Annotated in this window: 15 protein-coding genes and 1 tRNA gene; 13 read left to right on the forward strand and 3 right to left on the reverse strand. The window is 69.2% G+C overall.

The features are described from left to right. Positions 1-99: 99 nt before the first annotated feature. From ACQG07_RS05830 to ACQG07_RS05850, 5 genes are all read left to right on the forward strand, one after another. Positions 100-537, forward strand: coding sequence for a hypothetical protein (locus ACQG07_RS05830; protein WP_079706662.1), 438 nt, complete (start codon positions 100-102; stop codon positions 535-537). Positions 538-639: 102 nt separating this feature from the next. Further along, complete coding sequence (locus ACQG07_RS05835) at positions 640-1,701, forward strand: polyprenyl synthetase family protein (protein WP_079706663.1); 1,062 nt, start codon at positions 640-642, stop codon at positions 1,699-1,701. 113 nt (positions 1,702-1,814) lie between these two features. Beyond that, positions 1,815-3,200: an FAD-dependent oxidoreductase gene (locus ACQG07_RS05840; RefSeq protein WP_079707009.1), complete on the forward strand. Its 1,386-nt coding sequence runs from the start codon at positions 1,815-1,817 to the stop codon at positions 3,198-3,200. 96 nt (positions 3,201-3,296) lie between these two features. Further along, positions 3,297-4,400, forward strand: a complete 1,104-nt coding sequence (locus ACQG07_RS05845; protein ID WP_426737721.1) for a hypothetical protein — start codon at positions 3,297-3,299, stop codon at positions 4,398-4,400. Between the two features lie 72 nt (positions 4,401-4,472). Next, a complete protein-coding gene (locus ACQG07_RS05850) occupies positions 4,473-5,510 on the forward strand; it encodes an alpha/beta hydrolase (RefSeq protein WP_426737722.1) in 1,038 nt (345 codons plus the stop codon). 296 nt (positions 5,511-5,806) lie between these two features. Here ACQG07_RS05850 and ACQG07_RS05855 read toward each other — a convergent pair whose 3' ends face one another. Then, entirely contained in the window at positions 5,807-6,295 is a 489-nt protein-coding gene (locus ACQG07_RS05855; protein WP_426737723.1) for a YajQ family cyclic di-GMP-binding protein, read from the reverse strand. Positions 6,296-6,348: 53 nt separating this feature from the next. Here ACQG07_RS05855 and ACQG07_RS05860 point away from each other — a divergent pair, with 53 nt between their 5' ends. The 5 genes from ACQG07_RS05860 (at position 6,349) to ACQG07_RS05880 (ending at position 11,747) form a co-directional block, all read left to right on the forward strand. Then, complete coding sequence (locus ACQG07_RS05860) at positions 6,349-7,113, forward strand: lytic transglycosylase domain-containing protein (RefSeq protein ID WP_202939259.1); 765 nt, start codon at positions 6,349-6,351, stop codon at positions 7,111-7,113. 105 nt (positions 7,114-7,218) lie between these two features. Further along, positions 7,219-7,300 (forward strand) — tRNA-Tyr (locus ACQG07_RS05865). A 434-nt stretch (positions 7,301-7,734) separates the two neighbouring features. After that, positions 7,735-9,006: a DUF222 domain-containing protein gene (locus ACQG07_RS05870; protein WP_426737724.1), complete on the forward strand. Its 1,272-nt coding sequence runs from the start codon at positions 7,735-7,737 to the stop codon at positions 9,004-9,006. Positions 9,007-9,457: 451 nt separating this feature from the next. Continuing rightward, positions 9,458-10,285, forward strand: coding sequence for an inositol monophosphatase family protein (locus tag ACQG07_RS05875; protein WP_426737725.1), 828 nt, complete (start codon positions 9,458-9,460; stop codon positions 10,283-10,285). A 259-nt stretch (positions 10,286-10,544) separates the two neighbouring features. Beyond that, positions 10,545-11,747 (forward strand): peptidoglycan DD-metalloendopeptidase family protein, encoded by a 1,203-nt coding sequence (locus tag ACQG07_RS05880; protein WP_426737726.1) that lies wholly within the window; start codon positions 10,545-10,547, stop codon positions 11,745-11,747. A 224-nt stretch (positions 11,748-11,971) separates the two neighbouring features. On the opposite strand, the gene rfbB is transcribed toward ACQG07_RS05880, so the two are convergent. Both rfbB and poxB read right to left on the reverse strand, forming a co-directional pair. After that, positions 11,972-12,970, reverse strand: coding sequence for a dTDP-glucose 4,6-dehydratase (gene rfbB, locus ACQG07_RS05885; protein ID WP_071258697.1), 999 nt, complete (start codon positions 12,968-12,970; stop codon positions 11,972-11,974). Positions 12,971-13,025: 55 nt separating this feature from the next. Further along, complete coding sequence (gene poxB, locus ACQG07_RS05890; RefSeq protein WP_192019037.1) at positions 13,026-14,762, reverse strand: ubiquinone-dependent pyruvate dehydrogenase; 1,737 nt, start codon at positions 14,760-14,762, stop codon at positions 13,026-13,028. 244 nt (positions 14,763-15,006) lie between these two features. Here poxB and ACQG07_RS05895 point away from each other — a divergent pair, with 244 nt between their 5' ends. From ACQG07_RS05895 to treY, 3 genes are all read left to right on the forward strand, one after another. Then, positions 15,007-16,068 carry a serine/threonine-protein kinase gene (locus ACQG07_RS05895; RefSeq protein ID WP_159453425.1) on the forward strand — a complete coding sequence of 354 codons (1,062 nt, stop codon included), beginning with the start codon at positions 15,007-15,009 and terminating at the stop codon, positions 16,066-16,068. A 94-nt stretch (positions 16,069-16,162) separates the two neighbouring features. Then, a complete protein-coding gene (gene glgX, locus ACQG07_RS05900) occupies positions 16,163-18,211 on the forward strand; it encodes a glycogen debranching protein GlgX (protein ID WP_426737727.1) in 2,049 nt (682 codons plus the stop codon). After that, entirely contained in the window at positions 18,208-20,562 is a 2,355-nt protein-coding gene (gene treY, locus ACQG07_RS05905; protein WP_426737728.1) for a malto-oligosyltrehalose synthase, read from the forward strand. Before glgX ends, treY begins: the two co-directional genes overlap by 4 nt. Positions 20,563-20,564 lie beyond the last annotated feature (2 nt).

Below are 20,564 nucleotides of genomic sequence, written 5' to 3' on the forward strand. Positions count from 1 at the left end.
CTGAATCTCCCCTCCGGTCCCTGAGCCCCCTCCGGTCCCTGAGCCTGTCGAAGGGCACATCTCCCGGGGTCGTCCAGGCGGGCCGGGCATACTGGTGGGATGTTGGACACCCTGCCAGGCGGCCCGTGGATCTGGGGCGTCGCGATCGTCGGTCTCGTGCTCGTCGTCATCCTCCTGAACGCCAGGCGGGCGAAGTCCGCGTTCGCGAAGCCGTACGAGCGCTATGACACCACCGAGATCCCGCCGGACACCCCGGGTACCCGTGAGTTCATCGTGCGAGACGACGCGACCGGTGCGCGGCTCCAGTTCGTGGCGTCCGGGCCGTCGGCCAGGATCGCCCTCGTCGTCGTGCCGCCGAAACACCTCGGGACCGGCGTCGAAGCGGGCCTCTTCCGCGCCGCGTTGCCGACCGCCCAGGGCGTCGACGCCTGGACCTGGCCGCCGCTCAACACCGACGGATACTCGATGCTGCTCGACCTCGCGCACGAGTTCCCGCATCTGGCGTTCTACGACGCCGAGGGCGTGCGACTCCGCTGAACCGAGTCATGTGGTCCGACCACAGCTGCCAATCGCCTGATCGCGCCCGTGGATTCCGGTCCTCCGGCACAGGTGACGGGCTGCCCCGGCTAGGCTAGAGCTGTGAATCCCAGCGCGACCCGCCGTGTCAGCAACCTGGCCAGCCAGGCCGGGCTTGCCGAACGCATGTTCGCGACCGGTGCAGACCGCAAGCTCGCCAAGACCATCGACGACGGCGTGGCCCGCCTCGAGATCGGTCTGGAGGAGCAGCTCGGGTTCACCGACGACCTCGTCGACGTCACCGCGCGCTATCTGCTCGAGGCCGGCGGCAAGCGGGTCCGCCCGCTGCTCACCATGCTCATCGCCCAGCTCGGCGACGGCATCACCGACAACGTCCTGCGGGCGGCCGAGGCGATCGAGATCACCCACCTCGGCTCGCTGTACCACGACGACGTCATGGACGACGCCGACAAGCGTCGCGGCGTCCCCAGCGCCCACCAGGTGTTCGGCAACAACACCGCCATCCTCACCGGCGACCTCCTGTTCGCGCGCGCCAGCCAGATCATGGCCGACCTCGGCGAGCGGGCGATCCGGATCCAGGCCGCCACGTTCGAGCGCCTCGTGCTGGGGCAGCTGCACGAGACCACCGGCCCTCGCGAGGGTCAGGACGAGGTCGAGCACTACATCCAGGTCCTCGCCGACAAGACCGGCTCGCTCATCGCCGCCGCGGCCCGGAGCGGCGTCATCTTCTCCAACGCCCCCGAGGTGTACGAGAGCGCGGTCGTCGAGTTCGGCGAGAAGGTCGGCATCGCCTTCCAGCTCATCGACGACGTCATCGACCTGTCGCCGCAACCAGAGGAGACCGGCAAGGTCCCCGGCACCGACCTGCGGGCCGGCGTCGTCACCCTCCCCATGCTCTACCTGCGCCGCGAGGCGGTCGCCGACCCCGAAGCCGCGGCCCTCGTCGCCCGTCTCGACGCCGAGGTCACGGAGACGGACCACGACCCCGTCCGGTTCGCCGCGCTCGTCGCCACCCTGCGCGACCACGCCGTGACCGCACGGACCTTCGCTGAGGCGCGGCAGTGGGCCGACGAAGCGATCGCGGCACTGGCCCCGCTGCCCGACGGCTCGGTCAAGAAGGCGCTCGTGCACTTCGCGAAGGCGATCGTCGACCGAAGGAGTTGATGGCGGCGCCGCTCCACCGGAGCGGCACGGCATCCCAGACGCGCATGCATGACGGCCGGAGCGCTCAACCGGCCGCACCCGGAACCCCGCACGGGGACACGAAAGGAACCACCGTGACCAAGCTGAGGCTGGCCATCGTCGGCGCAGGACCCGCAGGCATCTACGCGGCGGACATCCTCCTGAAGGCGGAACGGAAGTTCGACGTCTCCATCGACCTCTTCGAGCAGCTGCCGGCCCCGTACGGCCTGGTCCGCTACGGCGTCGCGCCCGACCACCCGCGTATCAAGGGGATCATCAACGCGCTCCGCGACGTCCTCGACCGAGGCGACATCCGGATCTTCGGCAACGTCCGCTTCGGCGTCGACATCACGCTCGACGACCTCAAGCACCACTACAACGCCGTGATCTTCTCCACGGGCGCCGTCGAGGACGCCCCGCTCGACATCCCGGGCATCGACCTCGACGGGTCGTACGGCGCCGCCGAGTTCGTGAGCTGGTTCGACGGACACCCCGACGTCCCCCGCACCTGGCCGCTCGAGGCGGAGTCGATCGCCGTGATCGGCAACGGCAACGTCGCGCTCGACGTCGCACGTATGCTCGCGAAGCACCCGGAGGACCTGCTCCCGACCGAGATCCCGGCCAACGTCCACGAGGGGCTGCAGCAGTCGCCCGTGACCGACGTGCACGTCTTCGGGCGTCGCGGGCCCGCGCAGGTGAAGTTCACGCCGCTGGAACTCCGCGAGCTCGGGGAACTCAACGACGTCGACATGATCCTGGCCGACGAGGACTTCGACTACGACGAGGCGTCGAAGGCGGCGGTGGCGAGCAACAAGCAGGTCATGGTCATCGACCGCGTCCTGCAGCAGTGGCGCAAGCGCGAGACCGGCCAGGCCTCGCGCCGACTGCACCTGCACTTCTACGCGAAGCCGCTCGAAGTCGTCGACGACGGTTCCGGCAAGGTCGCCGCCTTCCGGTACGAGCGGACGAGACCAGACGGACAGGGCGGGGTCGAGGGCACGGGTGAGATCCGCGAGGTCCCGATCCAGGCGCTCTATCGCGCGGTGGGGTACTTCGGAAGCCCGCTGCCCGGCGTGCCCTTCGACTCGCGGCACGGCGTCATCCCCAACCACGAGGGCAAGGTCCTCCACCCCGAGAGCAACGAGCGCGTCCCAGGCGTCTACGCGACCGGGTGGATCAAGCGTGGTCCGGTCGGCCTCATCGGCCACACGAAGTCGGACGCGATGGAGACCATCAGTCACGTCATCAACGATCAGGCGGACTGGTGGGCGCCCGCGGAACCCGAGGAGGAGGCCGTCGTCGCGCTGCTCGAGTCGCGTGGCGTCGCCTACACGGACCTCGAGGGCTGGCACCTCCTCGATCAGCACGAGATCGCGCTCGGTGAACCACAGGGTCGTGCCCGCATCAAGGTGGTGCCGCGCGAGGAGATGGTGGCGATCTCGCGGGCGCAGTCGTCTGATGACGGGACACCGTCCGCCTGAGCCGCGCCCGCGACGGTCGCAATCCGGCCGATCGCCGCGAGTCAAGCCGCTTCACGGAACCCGGTTTCGGCGCGAGTCGGTCACTATGCTGGACGGATGACCGACCCCAACGCGCCCCAGAACGTCCCGTCGGAGCAGCCGACGTCCGTACCGCCGTCCGAGCCGCCGGCATTCGTCGCCGACGGCCAGCAGCAGCAACAGCAGCAGCCGCGCTACGGCGAGATGCACCCGGACCCCGTGCAGCAGCAGTGGGACCAGACGAGCCAGCAGACCCCGGCTCCGCAGCAGGGTGGCCAGTGGGGTCAGCCGCAGACGGGTGAGCAGGCGGGCCAGTGGGGTCAGCCGCAGCAGGGCCAGTACGGCCAGCCGCAGCACCCGGGCCAGCCGCAGCACACCGGCCAGTACGGCCAGGACACCGGCCAGTACGGCCAGCCGCAGCAGACCGGTCAGTACGGAGCCCCCCAGGGTCAGTACGGTCAGCCGCAGCAGGGCCAGTACGGTCAGCCGCAGCAGTACGCGCAGGCTCCGAAGGCGCCGAACCCCCGTGCACGCGAGACGCGTCTCGCCCTCGTGTCGGTCGGGATCGCAGCGGGTATCGCCGCGGCCGTCGCCCTGGTGAGCCTCATCGGGTCGTTCTTCAGCATCTCGGAGTTCTACCCCATCGGCGACGTCCTGTTGAGCTTCGGCGCGAATCTCGTCAACATCGCCCTCTGGGGTGCGGGAGCAGCTCTCATCCTCATCATGGTCCGTCCGCTCACCCGGGTCCGCACCGCCCGAGACCTGATCCAGTCGGTGGGCATCGCCGCGGCCGTCGGCACCGGCGTCATGCTGCTCATCGTGCTCATCGTCACCATCGTGCGCGGCGTGGTCGAGCAGTACGGCACGCCGGCGTTCTTCGTCAATCAGGGCTTCCTCTCGCCGATCCTCTACGGGATCACCCTCGCCGGCTTCCTCACGATCGGCGCCGTGCTCGTGACGCGGTTCGTCGCACCCGAGGGCCTCGCCGACGCTCCGCGCGAGCAGCACAGTGGTCAGCAGCACGGTCAGCAGTTCCAGCATGAGCAGCATGAGCAGCATGAGCAGCATGAGCAGCACCAGCAGGGTCAGCACGACCAGGGCTCGCAACAGCACGGTCAGGCGCAGCAGCCCTACGGACAGCAGCCGCAGGCTCCGCAGCAGCACAACCCGTACCAGCAGTAGTCGGAGGTCGGGTGGTCGGCGCGGGTGCCCGACCATCCGACCACCGATCAGCGGGCGCGGTAACGTGACGGTATGGCCGGATCTCGAGGGTGGACCGCCGACATCCTCGGCGAGGGCTTCCAGCAGCGCACGCTGAACCTCGAACCGGATGACGAGGGCGAGGTCGTCGCGACCCTCGTCCGCTACCGGATGCCCCCCCTCGAACAGCTGGGCGAGTTCCTCCTGCCCGACGTCGCGGACGGTATCGACGTCCTCTACGTCCACGGCTGGTCCGACTACTTCTTCCAACGTCACCTCGCGCGATTCTGGGCCAGGCTCGGTGCGCGGTTCTACGCGCTCGACCTGCGCAAGTACGGCCGGAGTCTCCGTCCGCACCAGACGTCGGGGTACGTCGACGACCTCCGGACCTACGACGAGGACATCGAGGCCGCACTCGCCGTGATGGGGCACGGCCCCGAAGACCATGCCATCGGGCGTCGGAACCGGCGCCGACTCGTCCTCCTCGGCCACTCGACCGGCGGGCTCACCCTGAGTCTCTGGACGGCCAGGAACCAGGATCGCGTCGCCGGTCTCGTCTTGAACAGCCCGTGGCTCGAATTCCAGGCGAGACAGCTCGGGCGGCTCGCGATCGCCCCGCTCGTCCAAGCCGGATCGCGGATCGACCCACGTGCGCAGCTCCCTGTCGTCGACCTCGGGTTCTACACCCGCTCCGTGTCGAGCACGATGGACGGCGCCTGGGACTATGACTTCGCCTGGCGTCCGCTCCACGGCTTCCCGTTGCATCCGGGATGGTTGAACGCGATCCTGCGAGGGCATCGGCTCGTCGACGCGGGCCTGCAGCTGCGTGTGCCGGCACTCACGCTGCTGTCGGCGCGGAGTGTCCTGCTGCCGCGGTGGAACGACGCGATGATGCGCAGTGACACGGCGCTCGACGTCGACGCGGTCGCGGAACGCGCACTCGATCTCGGCGAGACCGTCACGATCGTGCGCCTCGACGGCGCCTTGCACGACGTCTTCCTGTCCGAGGAGCCCGTCCGACAGCGTGCGTTCGAGCAGATCGCCGCGTGGGGACGTGGCTACCTCACGAAGCCGCCGACCGTCGGCCGTTAGCGTTCAGCGGGCGGGAGGCGCCGTCGCGAGCCCATCGGACGCCGCGGATCCGGTCGGCCGGCGGCGAGCCAGTCGGCGTAGCTGTGATTCGCGCCGATCGCGCACCAACACGGGACACCGACCTCCTGGCCGGCGCGCGAGGTCCGGAAGAGTTCGAGATGCGACCCGTCCGCGGGTCTCTGGTGATCCACTGCTCCACTCCAACCATCGAGCCCGCTCGTGCGGGTGCTCCGGTGAAGAGAGTGGTGCGGGGGCCGATCATGACGCGATCGAGGTGATCGACCGCGTCCGGCCCGCTAGCGGTAGTTGACGAACTGGAGGTCGATGTCGAGGTCGGCACCCTTGAGCAGCGCCATGGTGGCCTGGAGATCGTCACGACTCTTGGACGAGACGCGGAGCTCGTCGCCCTGGATCTGCGACTTGACCGACTTCGGGCCCACGTCGCGGATGAGCTTGTTGGCCTTCTTCGCGATCTCCTGGCTGATGCCCTCCTTGAGGGTCGCCTCGATCCGGTACTCCTTGCCGCTCGCGAACGGGTCGCCGACCTCGAGGCTCTTGAGCGAGATGCCGCGCTTGATGAGCTTGGACTCGAAGACGTCGAGGATCGCCTTCACGCGCTCCTCGGTGTTGGCCTTCATGAGGATCTTCTCGCCGCTCCAGGCGATCGAGGCACCGACGTTCTTGAAGTCGTACCGCTGCTCGACCTCCTTGTGCGCCTGGTTGAGGGCGTTGTCCGCCTCCATCTTGTCGACCTTGCTCACGACGTCAAACGATGAATCTGCCATGTGGACCATGGTAGCGCCGGTGTCGCTCAGGCAGGTGTGGTTGGGTGGGTGCGATGCGCAGCCCGGTGAAGCAGGACCAGCGGACCATCGTCGGACGACGAGGGGCGCTCGCCGGAGCGACCCTGGCGATCGGTGTGCTCGTGTTGAGCGGTTGCGCTCCCGAGCCGGACCCCGTCCCGTATGCGGTCCCCGTCGAGCTCCCGCCGAAGAGCGACGCCCCTGACGGCGGTGTCGCGAACGTCGACCTCGCCGACTCCCAGTGGATCACCGAGGTCGCCGAGGCGAGTGGCATCCCCGAGCGCGCCCTGCGTTCCTATGCCGGTGCCGCCATCCGCAAGGCCGAGCTGACGCCGGAGTGCGGTATCGGCTGGACGACGATCGCGGCCGTCGGGTTCGCCGAGAGCGACCACGGTCGCCACGACGGCTCGAAGCTCGGCGAGGACGGTGTCGTGACGCCGCCGATCTTCGGTGTGCCGCTGAAGGGTGGCGAGACCGAGGAGATCACCGACACCGACCAGGGGGTCATCGACGGCGACCCGGTCCATGACCGTGCCGTCGGGCCGTTCCAGTTCATCCCGCAGTCGTGGGAGAACTGGGGGACCGACGCGAGCGGTGACGGCGTGCTCGACCCGCAGAACCTCGACGACGCGGCGATGGCGGCTGCGAACTACCTCTGCCGGGCGAGCGACTACGACATGCGGACGGAGGACGGCTGGCTGAGCGGGATCCGGGCGTACAACTCGTCACCCGAGTACCTTCGCCGGGTCGCCGCAGCGGCGAACGAGTACGCCGAAGCTGCGCCGTCCGACAATCGCTGAGCGGCCCGGTGACGGATGCCGATGCTGATTTCGCGTCCGGCGGTCTGACGGCTATATTGGTCAAGCGCTTTCGGTTGGCTGTTCGAAAGTCGGTCGGGCGCGCTTGGCGAGTTACCCTAGCGGCCAAAGGGATCTGACTGTAAATCAGACGGCTCAGCCTTCGGGGGTTCGAATCCCTCACTCGCCACGGACAAATCGCCTCATCCTCGGATGGGGCGATTTTTCGTCGTGCTGGCGAGCGTCTGGCGGGAACCCCCGCCGGTCCCTGAGCTGCGCCGCCCTGAGCCTGTCGAAGCGTCGACGTGCCAACGGAGAACCCCACGAACCCGACATGCCTCCTCCGGTCCCTCAGTAACCCTCTCCGGTCCCTGAGCTTGTCGAAGGGCCCATGCAGAACCCCGCCAATCCGGCATGCCTCCTCCGGTCCCTGAGCTTGTCGAAGGGCACATGAGTGACCTCCCGCTCTGGTGATCTTCTCCCGGTCCCTGAGCTTGTCGAAGGGCACACGAGTCCGGTGATCTTCTCCCGGTCCCTGAGCTTGTCGAAGGGCACACGAGGAACCTTCCACAATCGGCGCAACTCGGCATCTGGAATGTCAGTGGTTCATGGTGGACTTGTTCCATGACCGAGACCACCGCCTCCGCAGTTCGAGCTGGCGATGCGTATGCCGCGCGGCTCGCGGAGTTCTCGGATCACTACGCGGACATCCAGCGTCGCCGCGCGGCTCTGGACGCCGAGGAGGCTCGCCTACTCGCCCGTTCTGCTGCCTACGCGGACGCCTTCGCAGATGCCACCGTCCCGGCGATCTTTCCGCCCGCGGAGCGGCAGGCGCTCTCCCGCCGCTCCACCTGCGCGGCCCTCGCGATGGCGACGCGCACGCCCGAGCAGACCGTGCAGCGGGCGACGAACGGCGCCGAGCGTCTCGTGAACGAAGCACCTGCCGTGCTTGCCTCGCTCGAGGCGGGTCGTATCTCGGCGCGGCACGCGCGGACGATCATCGACCAGCTCAGTGATGTGCCGGCTGCAGGGCGGGCGGCGTTCCTGGAGGCGGTGTTGCCGGCCGCGGAGCAGCTGACCGACGCGAACCTCCGGAGGCGTGCCCGCGTCCTGCGCGAGCGCCTCCACCCCGAGTCCATCACCGCGCGCGCAACCCGCTCGGAGGCGGACCGCCGGGCGGAGTTCGAACCCGCAGCGGACGGCATGGCGTGGGTGCACCTGTTCACGAGGGCGCCGATCGCGCAGGGCATCATCGAGCGCGTTGAAGCCGCCGCGGCCGAGTCACGCGCAGCTGGCGACACCCGCACCTGCGCACAACTCCAGGCCGACGCCCTCGCAGCCCTCGCCCTCACCGGCGTCACGCCGGAAGACGTCATGTCGAGCCCGGTGCTCCCGCACCCGATCGAGGTCCAGGAGCACATCAAGCCCACCGTGCAGATCACCGTCCCGGCGCTCACCGTGGCTGGCGTCTCCGACGCACCCGGCATGCTCGATGGCTATGGTCCGATCGACCCCGAGACCGCCGCCCGGATCGCGGTGAACGCGCCCAGCTTCACCCGGGTCCTCGTCCAGCCCGAAACCGGTGCGGTCCTCTCGGTCGGGCGCAACCAGTACCGCGTTCCGGCCGACCTCCAACGGGCAGTCCGCCTCCGGGACGGCACCTGTCGCGCACCGGGCTGCGGGCGACGCGCCAGGGTCTGTGACCTCGACCATTCCGTGGCGTGGGAAGACGGCGGCACAACAGATGTCGGGAACCTCGCCTGTCTCTGCCGACATCACCACCGAATGAAGCACCTGCCCGGGTGGAACCTCGACCACGGACCCGGTGGGGTCCTCGAGTGGGCGACACCCGACGGGAAGCAGTATCGGACCGAACCCGATCCCGCGCCCTTCTGACCAGTTTTGGTCCCTGAGCCTGTCGAAGGGGGTGGGTCCTCGTGGGCACTTCGACAAGCTCAGTGACCGGGAGGGGTATGCCCGGAACGAGGAGGCTTCCTCGTGGGCGCTTCGACAGGCTCAGTGACCGGGAGAGGCTTGCCCGGGAGGCACCGGTCCCTGAGCTTGTCGAAGGGCACTCGGGTTGCGCTGCCTCGGTGAGCGGGGAGAGGTAAGTCCGGAACGTTTCGGTCCCTGAGCTTGTCGAAGGGCACTCGGGTTGCGCTGCCTCGGTGAGCGGGGAGAGGTAAGTCCGGAACGCTCCGGTCCCTGAGCCTGTCGAAGGGCACTCGGGTCGTGGCGCCTCGGTCTGCGGAGGAGGTGCGCCCGGGTTCGCTTCGGTCCCTGAGCTGCGGCGCACTGAGCCTGTCGACGTGTCGAAGGGCAGGAGGGGCCGCCATAGGGTGGTGGGGTGACCGGACACGAAGAACTCCTCCAGATCGCCACCGACATCGCCGCAGAGGCCGGCGAACTGATCCTGCGCCGACGCCGGGAGGGCGTCGAGATCGCGGCGAGCAAGTCGTCGGTCGAGGACGTCGTGACCCGAGCCGACCGCGAGTCCGAGCAGTTCATCCGCGACCGCCTCCTCGCTGCACGACCGGACGACGGATTCCTCGGCGAGGAGACCGGCAAGGAAGGCGGCGCGACGGGGACCTCCGGCCTGACCTGGGTCGTCGACCCCATCGACGGCACCGTCAACTACCTCTACGACATCCCCGCGTACGCCGTCAGCATCGGGGTCGTCGAAGGTGAACCGGACCCGGCCACCTGGACCGCCCTCGCCGGGGCTGTGGTGAACCCGGTCCTGGGTGAGCACTACACCGCCTCCCGCGGCGGTGGAGCGCGACTGAACGGCCGCGCCCTCGAGGTCAACCGAGGCGTGGCACCGAACGTGGCGCTGCTCGGCACGGGCTTCTCCTACACCGCCTCGCGTCGCATGGAGCAGGCTGCCGTGCTCGGCGCCCTCCTCGGGACCTTCCGCGACGTCCGGCGGATCGGCTCCGCCGCACTCGACCTCTGCAGCGTCGCCTCCGGCCGCCTCGACGCCTACTACGAGAGCGGCCTGAAGCCGTGGGACCAGGTCGCGGGCGCGCTGGTCGCTGCCGAGGCGGGCGCGACGGTCGCCGGTTTCGACGGTGCTCCGGCCACCACGCAGCTCATCATGGCCGCCGATGCACCGCTGCTCGCGGTCCTCGAACGGCTCCTGGTCGAGCAGGGCTTCGCGACGCCGATCGGGTGACACTCCATGCGCGCCACCGCCGCTCGCGGTAACGCTCCGGGGGCGACTCGTTCATAAGAGAACTCTCATATGGCCTCTGACCAGGCCTTTATCGGATAAAACCGATCACTGCCATGGCTTTTTCAGCCTCCCGTTGCTAGCATTTATGCATTCGTTACCTTCGCGTTCCCCCGCGCGGACGGACGTCGAGATCTTCCTGCTAGCCCATTGAAAGGCCCCCGCCCCCTTGTCACGCCATGCAAGCCCTGAGGACACCCCTGTGCTTCCCGACCCTCAGGACCCGCAGAACACGTCTGTCGAGAACAGCGCTGCACCCGTGCAGACGCCGCCGCTCAGCCGCCGTGAACTGCGCGAACGCGAGCGTCAGGCGGCGGCCGCCCTGGAGCACCAGGAGTCCGTGCTGCAGGAGCCGACGCATGAGGCCAGCGCCGACCAGGAGGAGACGGCCGCGGCCATCGACCCGGTCGACCAGATGATCGCCGAGGCGATCGACGCCGTGCACGTCACGGACGTCGCCGACATCGCGCCGGTCGAGGTAGAGCCGCTCATCGCCGAACCGGCCGTGGCTTCCGACACCGCTCAGGCCACCGAGTCCATCACGGTGACGGTCGACGCCTCCACCGTCGACGCTCCCCGTGCACGCCGCGCAGCTGCACCGAAGCCGGCCTCGAAGCCCCGCGCATCGTCCCGTCCGTCCGCCGCACCGGCGTCGCCCCGCCCGACGACCATCGCGCGCAAGCGTCGCATCACCACCAAGATCTTCGCGGGTGCCGCGATGGGCTTCGTCGCCCTCATGGCCGTGGCCACCTCGGTGCCCGCCAACGCGCTGCTCACCGCTGAAGACGTCGCGACGTCGGTGGCCGAGGCCTCGCAGGCCGAGCTCGGCGACGGCAACGGGCTGAGCAACCAGGCGTCGCAGTCGCTCGACAGCGAGGGATCGGCTGAGCTGACCTTCACCCGCGACGACTACACGACGAGCACCGTCGAGGAAGCCGCCGCCGCGATGGGCATCCGCCCCGCGAACACCTTCACGAACAACCCGAACGGGACCATCCAGTGGCCGTTCGCGGTCGGTGTCACCATCGGTGACCGCTTCGGTGCCCGCGACTGCGCCGGCTGCTCGAGCGACCACCACGGCCAGGACTTCAACCCCGGCAACGGTGCGCCCATCCAAGTCATCGCCGACGGCGTCGTCCGCCACGTCGAAGACGGCGAAGGCTCGCTCGGCGTCAACGTCATCGTCGACCACACCATCAACGGCCGCCTCGTCTCGAGCGTCTACGCGCACATGCAGCACGGCTCGGTCCGCGTCGTCGAGGGGCAGGCGATCAAGGTCGGCACCATCCTCGGCCTCACCGGCAGCACGGGCATGTCCACCGGCCCGCACCTCCACTTCGAGATCCGACTCGACGGCGTCACCTGGGTCGACCCGCTCGAGTGGCTCTACGCGAACGTCAACTGACGCCACGGAACCCAATGAATTGACTGCCTCGCCCGACTCCGGGCGGGGCAGTCGTGTTTCACCCCGAGGGCGGGTGCCCTTCGACAGGCTCAGGGACCGGTGTTGTGGCTCAGGGACCGGTGTCGGGGCTCAGGGGCCGGTGTCGGGGCTCGGGGGCCGGGGCACGGAACGGCGAAGGCCCGCCCGGCTGATGCCGGACGGGCCTTCGTGACGGTGTCTGAGGGCTACTGACCCTGCTCCTGGTACTTCGCCTCGGTGGCGGCCTTCTGCGGCTTCCACCACGACTCGTTGTCGCGGTACCAGGCGATCGTGTCGGCGAGGCCGGCCTCGAAGTCGCTGAACGCTGGGGTCCAGCCGAGCTCCGTGCGCAGCTTCGACGAGTCGATCGCGTAGCGGAGGTCATGGCCGGGACGGTCGTTCACATGGTCGTAGGCGTCCGCCGGCTGACCGAGCTGGGTGAGGATGAGCTCGACGACGTCCTTGTTGTTCTTCTCGCCATCGGCACCGATGAGGTACGTCTCGCCGATGACCCCCTTGTCGAGGATCGTGAGGACGGCGGACGAGTGGTCGTTCGCGTGGATCCAGTCGCGCACGTTCTCGCCCGTGCCGTACAGCTTCGGGCGCTCGCCGCCGAGCACGTTCGTGATCTGGCGCGGGATGAACTTCTCCACGTGCTGGTACGGACCGTAGTTGTTGGAGCAGTTCGAGATCGTCGCCTTGACGCCGAAGGACCGCACCCACGCGCGGACGAGGAGGTCGCTGCCGGCCTTCGTGGAGGAGTACGGGCTCGACGGGTTGTACGGCGTCTGCTCGGTGAAACGCTCCGGGTCGTCGAGCTCGAGGTCGCCGTAGACCTCGTCGGTCGAGATGTGGTGGAACCGGGTGCCGTGCTTGCGAGCCGCCTCGAGCAGCGTGTACGTGCCGATGATGTTCGTGTCGAGGAACGGGCGCGGGTCATGCAGGGAGTTGTCGTTGTGCGACTCCGCCGCGTAGTGCACGACGGCGTCGTGACGGGCGAAGAGCTCGTCGACGAGCGTCGCGTCCTGGATGTCGCCGACGACGAGCTCGAAACGATCGGCCGGGAGGCCGTCGAGTGAGGCGCGGTTGCCCGCGTAGGTCATCTTGTCGAGGACGGTCACCGAGTGATCGGTGTTGTTCAGGACGTAGTGGACGAAGTTCGAGCCGATGAATCCGGCGCCGCCGGTAACGAGAAGTCTGGACACGGTAGACGAGTCTACCCGGCGGTCCCTGGATACCGCGGGGGAATCCGGCCGTCGCTCAGTGACCGGGCAGGATGCGGCGCAGCAGGTTCGTGTTCGCGAGGTCGAGCAGTTCGTCGCCGCGGCCCGACATGACCGTCCGGAGCGCGTACAGGGTGAACCCCTTCATCTGCTCGGCGGTGATCGTCGGCGGGATCGACAGTTCCTGCCTGGCGGTCACGACGTCGACGAGCGCCGGACCGTCGTGATCGAAGGCCCGACGGATGGCGCCCTCCAACTCGCTCGCCCGCTCGACGCGTTCGCCGTGGATCCCCATGCCCTCCGCCACACGCGAGAAGTCGGGGTTCACAAGGTCGGTGCCGAAGTTGACGAACCCGGCGGCCTTCATCTCCAGCTCCACGAAGTTGAGCGAGGAGTTGTTGATGACGATGATCTTCACGGGCAGCTTGTTCTGGGTGAGCGAGATGAGTTCGCCGAGCAGCATGGTGAGTCCGCCGTCGCCCGCGAGCGCGATGACCTGGCGGCCGGGGTGGGACGCCTGGGCTCCGAGACCGTGGGAGACGGCGTTCGCCATGCTGCCGTGGCTGAACGAGCCGATGAGTCGGCGCCGCCCGTTCATGGTGAGGTAGCGCGACGCCCAGACGACAGGGGAGCCGACGTCGGGGATGAACACGGCGTCGTCCGTCGCCAGCTGGTCGACGACCTTCGCGAGGTACTGCGGGTGGATCGCCTGGCCGTCGTGGTCCGCGGTCGCGAGGTCGTCGAGGCCCTTCCGCGAGCTGCGGTAGTGCTTGAGCGACTCCTCCAGGTGCTTGCGGTGCGTCTTGCGCTCGAGCTTCGGCAGCAGCGCCTCGAGCGTGTCCCGGACGGTCCCGACGAGCGGCAGGTCGACCGGGTGACGCCGGCCGATCTGCTCACCGCGGATGTCGACCTGGATGACGGTCGCGTGCTCGGGGAAGAACTGCGGATAGGGGAAGTCGGTGCCCAGCATGAGGAGGACGTCGCACGAGAGCATGGCGTGGTAGCCGCTGGCGAACCCGAGGAGGCCGGTCATGCCGACGTCGAACGGGTTGTCGTACTCGACGTGCTCCTTGCCGCGCAGGGCGTGGACGATGGGGGCGCCGAGCGCGTCCGCGGTCGCGATGAGCTGCTCGTGCGCTCCGGCGACTCCGGCTCCGGCAAGGATGGTGACCCGCTTGCCGCCGTTGAGCAATTGAGCGGCCTCGTCGAGTTCGTGCTCCGACGGCAGGATCCGGGGTCGCGTCGCCCGGATGGCGGCGACGTGCTCCGAGACCGCGTGCTGGAGCATGACGTCGCCCGGGACGACCACGACGGCCACGCCGCGGCGCTCGACCGCGGTGCGCATCGCGATCTCGAGCACCCGCGGCAGTTGCTCCGGCTGGGAGACGAGTTCCACGTAGACGCTGCACTCACGGAACAGCTCCTGCGGGTGGGTCTCCTGGAAGTAGGTGGTCCCGATCTCGGAGCTCGGGATGTGGGCGGCGATCGCGAGCACCGGTACCCGTGAGCGGTTCGCGTCGAAGAGGCCGTTGATGAGGTGCAGGTTGCCGGGGCCGCAGCTCGCCGCGACGACCGCCAGCTCGCCGGTCAGCTCCGCTTCCGCCGCCGCGGCGAAGGCGGCCGCCTCCTCGTGGCGCACGTGCACCCAGTCGATGCCGCCGGAGGAGCGGAGGGCATCGGTGAAGCCGTTCAGGGAGTCGCCGGGGAGGCCGTAGACGCGTTGTACACCGCTGGCCTGGAGAGTGGCGACGACGGTTTCAGCGACAGTGGACATGGGTGCTCCTCGCAGCAGACGACTCGGCCCGGGTTCCCCGGCCCTCTCCATGGTCCTCGTCGCGGTTCGGGGCCCGCAAGGGAGCATCGGGGTCTTGCAGACGCCTACCAGGTGCGCTAGCCGTTCTCAACACTCCGACACGAATCCGCCTGAACGACGAACGCCTTGTAACGTGGTTGCTGGAACAGCCTGCCGAGAACACGGTGGCGCGGCCAACATCGACTGCACCGTGAAGGGGGCGGCCGTGAGCGACTCCCTGCACCGACCGCCGGCACACGCCGGATCGATCACCGATCCAGCTGCGATGTTCACCGAGCACACCGAGACGGTCGTCACCGGCGTCAGCCTGTCGAACGGGCGTTACAGCATCGGTGAGCAGCTCGGCTCCGGCGGGTCCGCCAACGTCTACCGCGCACGCGACGAGCTGCTCTCGCGCCCCGTCGCCGTGAAGCTCTTCCGCGACGAGGCCGCGACCGCGAACGACCGGCTGCGTCAGGAGCGGGAGATCCGTCTGCTCGGGGAACTCCGCCACCCGGGCCTCGTCGAGCTCTACGACTCCGGTTCCGTCGTCCACCGCGGCGTCGAGCACCGGTTCCTCGTCATGGAGTACATCCCGGGCGCCACGCTCACCGACAAGCTGCAGGCCGGCCCGATGCTCCCGCGTGACGCAGCCGCCCTCGGTGCGCAGGTCGCCGACGCGCTGTCCTTCATCCACACGCGGTCGATCGTGCACCGCGACATCAAGCCCGACAACATGCTCTTCAGCGACATCGCCGCGTTCGGCCACGCGAACCTCGTGAAGCTGTCCGACTTCGGGATCGCGCACTTCGTGGGCGGGTCGCGCCTCACGAACACCGAGGCCATCTCCGGCACGGCGTCCTACCTCTCGCCCGAGCAGGCGCTCGGCGACACCGTCGGCACCGAGACGGACATCTACTCGCTCGGACTCGTCCTGCTCGAGGCCGTCACCGGGCGCCGGGAGTTCGACGGCGGTCTCGTCGAGGCCGCCATCGCACGCCTGCACCGTGACCCGGTGATCCCGCCCGAGCTCCCCGCCGCCTGGCACCCGCTGCTGCGGTCGATGACCGCCCGCAAGCCGGAGGACCGACCCGCCGCCCACGAGGTCGCAGCCAGCCTGCGCGAGATCTGGTCGGAGTCGCGCGTGCGCCGGGTCCGTCGGGTGCGTGCACGGCTCGGTCTCGTCGTCGACCAGGGCGTCGACCCGCGGATCGCGTTACTCCTCGCCGCCGCGACGGCCGCTGCGGGGCTCGCCATCGGTGTCGCGATCGGCATCTTCGCGTTCTGATCGGCCCATTACCACGTTTCGTCCGGAACCGGGGAAGTCATCCGGCCGGTGTACCGTCTCAACAACGATCGATCCCTTCGAGTGAAAGGGCGCCATGACGCTCTCGACCCCCTATCCGCTCGGCGTCACCCTTCGGGGCGATGGTGCGAACGTCGCCATCTACTCGGAGACCGCCGACGCCGTCACCGTGTGCATCTTCCCCGAGGGCGGGGAGGAGCAGCAGACGCGCCTCGAACAGCGCACCGGACACGTGTTCCACGGACTGGTGGAGGGCCTCGTCCCCGGGACGCGGTACGGCATCCGCGTCGACGGCCCCTGGGACCCGGCGAACGGTCTCCGCCACAACCCGGCGAAGGTGCTGCTCGACCCGCACGCGACGGCGGTCACGGGGCGCTACGACCTCGGCCAGGCGCAGTTCAGCCACCGCCTCGACGCTCCGGAGACGATGGACGACACCGACTCCGCGGGCCACGTCGCGCTCGGTGTGGTCACCGACCCCTCCTCGTTCGACTGGGACGCCGACGGCCAGGACGTCGCCCCGCGTGTCCCGCTCGCCGAGACGATCGTCTACGAGGTCCACGTGAAGGGCTTCACCAAGCAGCTCGCCGAGGTGCCCGAGGAGATCCGCGGCACCTACGCCGGCCTCGCCCACCCGGCGGCCATCCGCTACCTCACCGACCTCGGCGTGACCGCGGTCGAACTCCTCCCGGTGCACCAGTTCGTGCAGGACAGCCACCTCGAGGAGAAGGGCCTCCGCAACTACTGGGGCTACAACTCCATCGGCTTCTTCGCCCCGCACGGCGAGTACGCGGCCGCCGGCGACACCGGTGGGCAGGTCGACGAGTTCAAGGCCATGGTCAAGGCGATGCACGCCGCCGGCCTCGAGGTCATCCTCGACGTCGTCTACAACCACACGGCCGAGGGCAACCACATGGGCCCGACCCTGTCGTTCAAGGGCATCGACAACGCGGCCTACTACCGTCTCGTCGACGAGGACCGCGAGCACTACTTCGACACCACGGGCACGGGCAACAGCGTCAACGTCGGCCACCCGGCGGCGCTCGGCCTCATCATGGACTCCCTGCGCTACTGGGTGACCGAGATGCACGTCGACGGCTTCCGCTTCGACCTGGCGACGACGCTGACCCGCCAGGACGGTTCCGCCGAGATCCACAGTGCGTTCCTCTCGCTCATCGAGCAGGACCCGGTGCTCGCCCCGATCAAGATGATCGCCGAGCCGTGGGACACCGCCGGCTACCAGGTCGGTGGCTTCCCCGCGAGCTGGTCCGAGTGGAACGGGAAGTTCCGCGACGACGTGCGCGACTTCTGGAACGGCGCCGACAGCGTGCTCGGCACCATGTCGCAGCGCGTCCTCGGCAGCCCCGACGTCTACGAGGCGTCCCGACGCTCGCCGCTGTCCAGCGTCAACTTCGTCACCGCGCACGACGGCTTCACCCTCGCCGACCTCACGGCGTACTCGACGAAGCACAACGCGGCGAACGGCGAGGACAACAACGACGGCGAGAGCGACAACCGCTCCAGCAACAACGGTGCGGAGGGTCCGACGGACGACCCCGCCGTGAACGCGCGCCGCGACCGTCAGCGTCGCAACTTCCTCGCGACGGTCCTGCTGTCGGCCGGTGTCCCGATGATCCTCGGCGGCGACGAGATCGCCCGCACCCAGGGCGGCAACAACAACGCCTACTGCCAGGACAACGAGGTGTCGTGGTTCGACTGGGAGCACGCCGACCACGACCTCCTCGGCTTCACCAAGCGCCTGATCGCTCTGCGCCTCGCCGAGCCGGCCCTGCGACCCGACTGGTTCCGCCAGGGTCCGGGCTCCAAAGCAGACGACCGGGTCTTCATCACCCGGTCCGACGACGAGCCCTTCGCCGACGAGGACTGGGACAACCCGGACGCCCGCTCGATCACCTTCGTGTTCCGTCACGCCGGATCGGCGTCGTTCGCCCTGCTGCTCAACGCGGCCGAGAACGGCGTGGAGTTCAGCCTGCCGAAGGCTCCCGGCCTGCCATGGGCGCTCGTCGAATCGAGTGACCCGGAGCAGATGCTCGCCGAGGGGTCGACGACGGTGATCGTGCAGGGGACCTCCTTCACCCTCCTGCGATCGGGGGTCGCATCATGACCACCGTGTCCGGCGGCGGCCCACAGCGTTCCACCGTGCCCGTCTCGACCTACCGTCTCCAGCTGACCGCGGACTTCCGACTCCAGGACGCCGCGGCGCTCGTCGACTACCTCCAGGCCCTCGGTGCAGATTGGGTCTACCTGTCGCCGCTCCTCCGCGCGGAACCCGGATCCACCCATGGCTACGACGTCGTCGACCACACCGAGGTCGACCCGGAGCGCGGCGGTGCCGACGGGCTCACGGCGCTCGCCGAAGCAGCCCACGCGGCCGGCCTCGGCGTCCTCATCGATACCGTCCCGAACCACATGGGCGTCGCGACACCGGTGGAGAACGCCTGGTGGTGGGACCTGCTCCAGCACGGTCGGGACGCAGAGCACGCGGCCGCGTTCGACGTCGACTGGGAGGCCGGCGACGGTCGGATCCGGGTGCCGATCCTCGGGGACGACGAGGACGGCCGAAGTGCGCTGGACGACCTCGAGATCGTCGACGGCGAGCTCCGCTACTTCGACCACCGACTGCCGATCGCCCCCGGGACGGCCGACGACGACGCGAGCCCGCGCGAGGTGCACGACCGGCAGCACTACGAACTCGTCAACTGGCGCCGCGCCGACAGTGAGCTGAACTACCGGCGGTTCTTCGCCGTCAACACGCTCGCAGCGATCCGGGTCGAGGACCCGGCGGTCTTCGACGGCTCGCACGTCGAGATCGGTCGTTGGTTCGACGACGGCCTCGCCGACGGGATCCGCGTGGACCACCCGGACGGGCTCCTCGACCCCGGTGCCTACCTCGACCGACTGTCCGAGCGCATCGGCGGAGCACCCATCTGGGTGGAGAAGATCCTCGAGGGCGAAGAGGACCTGCCGGCCGAGTGGGCCACGCTCGGCACCACCGGCTACGACGCCTTGGGCGACGTCGACCGGGTGCTCGTCGACCCGGACGGCCTGCCGACACTCGGTCAACTCGCGGGGGTCGAGCTGACGCGCGACGCCTGGGACGACCTCGTGCACACCACGAAGCGCGGCATCGCCGACGGGATCCTCGGTTCCGAGGTGCGACGCCTTGCACGGCTCGTGCCCGAGGTCCCGGACGCCGTGGACGCCCTCGCCGAGATCCTGACCGCGTTCCCCGTCTACCGCTCCTACCTGCCGCTCGGCGACGAGTACCTGGACGCCGCGCTCGACGAGGCGGAGACCCGTCGGCCGGAGCTCGCAGACGCCTTCGCCGCGCTGGCTCCGCGCCTGCGCAGCTCGACCGATCCGCTCGCCGCGCGGTTCCAGCAGACCTCGGGCATGGTGATGGCGAAGGGCGTCGAGGACACCGCGTTCTACCGCTACACGGCGCTCACCTCGCTGACCGAGGTCGGTGGCGACCCCGCCGAGACCGACATCAGTGTCGCCGAGTTCCACCACCGCCAGGCACGGCGGCAGGCGGAGTGGCCGTCCTCGATGACGACGCTCAGCACGCACGACACGAAGCGCAGCGAAGACGTCCGCGCCCGTATCGACGCCCTGAGTGAGGTCGCGGACCGGTGGGCGGAGCACGCCGTCGCCCTCCACACCTCGAACGGCTTCCCCGATCGGCAGCTCGAGCAGCTGGTCTGGCAGGCGGCCGTCGGTGCGTGGCCGATCGAGCGCGAGCGACTGCACGCCTACGTCGAGAAGGCCGCCCGTGAGGCAGGCGACTCGACCACGTGGACCGCACCGGACGAGACGTTCGAGGCCGCCCTGCATGCAGCGGTCGACGGACTGTACGACAGCCGTCGTGCGAACGCCGCGCTGCTCGACGCCGTCGCGGACGTCGAGGCGGCCGGATGGACGAACAGTCTGGTCGCCAAGGCGATCCAGCTCACGATGCCGGGCGTGCCGGACGTGTACCAGGGCAGCGAGCTCTGGGACCGATCGCTCGTGGACCCCGACAACCGTCGCCCGGTCGACTACGCCGAGCGTCGCGCGGTGCTGGCCCGTCTCGACGAGGGCTGGCTGCCGCCGGTCGACGCCGACGGAGCCGCGAAGCTCCTCGTGACCAGCCGGCTCCTCCGCCTGCGACGCGAGCACCCGTCGCGGTTCGCCGAGTACACCCCCATCGGGGCGGACGGACCGGCCGCCGACCACGTCGTCGCGTTCTCACGCGGTGGCGTCACCACGGTCGCGACCCGGCTCTCGCTCCGGCTCGCGGAGCACGGTGGATGGAAGTCGACCACGGTCACCCTGCCGGAGGGCCGGCTCGTCGACGTGCTGACCGGCCGTGAGCTGCAGGGCGGCGAGGTCCGTCTCGCGGCGCTGCTGGAGCAGTATCCCGTCGCCGTCCTGACGCGGCCTGACGATGCGGCCGAGGCCGCGAGCGAGGAGTGAGC

The sequence above is a fragment of the Plantibacter sp. 2H11-2 genome, from assembly GCF_050031945.1.
GTDB lineage: Bacteria > Actinomycetota > Actinomycetes > Actinomycetales > Microbacteriaceae > Plantibacter > Plantibacter auratus.

Bases quoted from the DNA above. Each gene is read 5' to 3' on its own strand.
- ACQG07_RS05830 (WP_079706662.1), top strand. From the start codon at position 100: ATGTTGGACACCCTGCCAGGCGGCCCGTGGATCTGGGGCGTCGCGATC.
- ACQG07_RS05845 (WP_426737721.1), top strand. From the start codon at position 3,297: ATGACCGACCCCAACGCGCCCCAGAACGTCCCGTCGGAGCAGCCGACG.
- ACQG07_RS05850 (WP_426737722.1), top strand. From the start codon at position 4,473: ATGGCCGGATCTCGAGGGTGGACCGCCGACATCCTCGGCGAGGGCTTC.
- ACQG07_RS05855 (WP_426737723.1), bottom strand. From the start codon at position 6,295: ATGGCAGATTCATCGTTTGACGTCGTGAGCAAGGTCGACAAGATGGAG.
- ACQG07_RS05860 (WP_202939259.1), top strand. From the start codon at position 6,349: ATGCGCAGCCCGGTGAAGCAGGACCAGCGGACCATCGTCGGACGACGA.
- ACQG07_RS05870 (WP_426737724.1), top strand. From the start codon at position 7,735: ATGACCGAGACCACCGCCTCCGCAGTTCGAGCTGGCGATGCGTATGCC.
- poxB (WP_192019037.1), bottom strand. From the start codon at position 14,762: ATGTCCACTGTCGCTGAAACCGTCGTCGCCACTCTCCAGGCCAGCGGT.
- glgX (WP_426737727.1), top strand. From the start codon at position 16,163: ATGACGCTCTCGACCCCCTATCCGCTCGGCGTCACCCTTCGGGGCGAT.
- treY (WP_426737728.1), top strand. From the start codon at position 18,208: ATGACCACCGTGTCCGGCGGCGGCCCACAGCGTTCCACCGTGCCCGTC.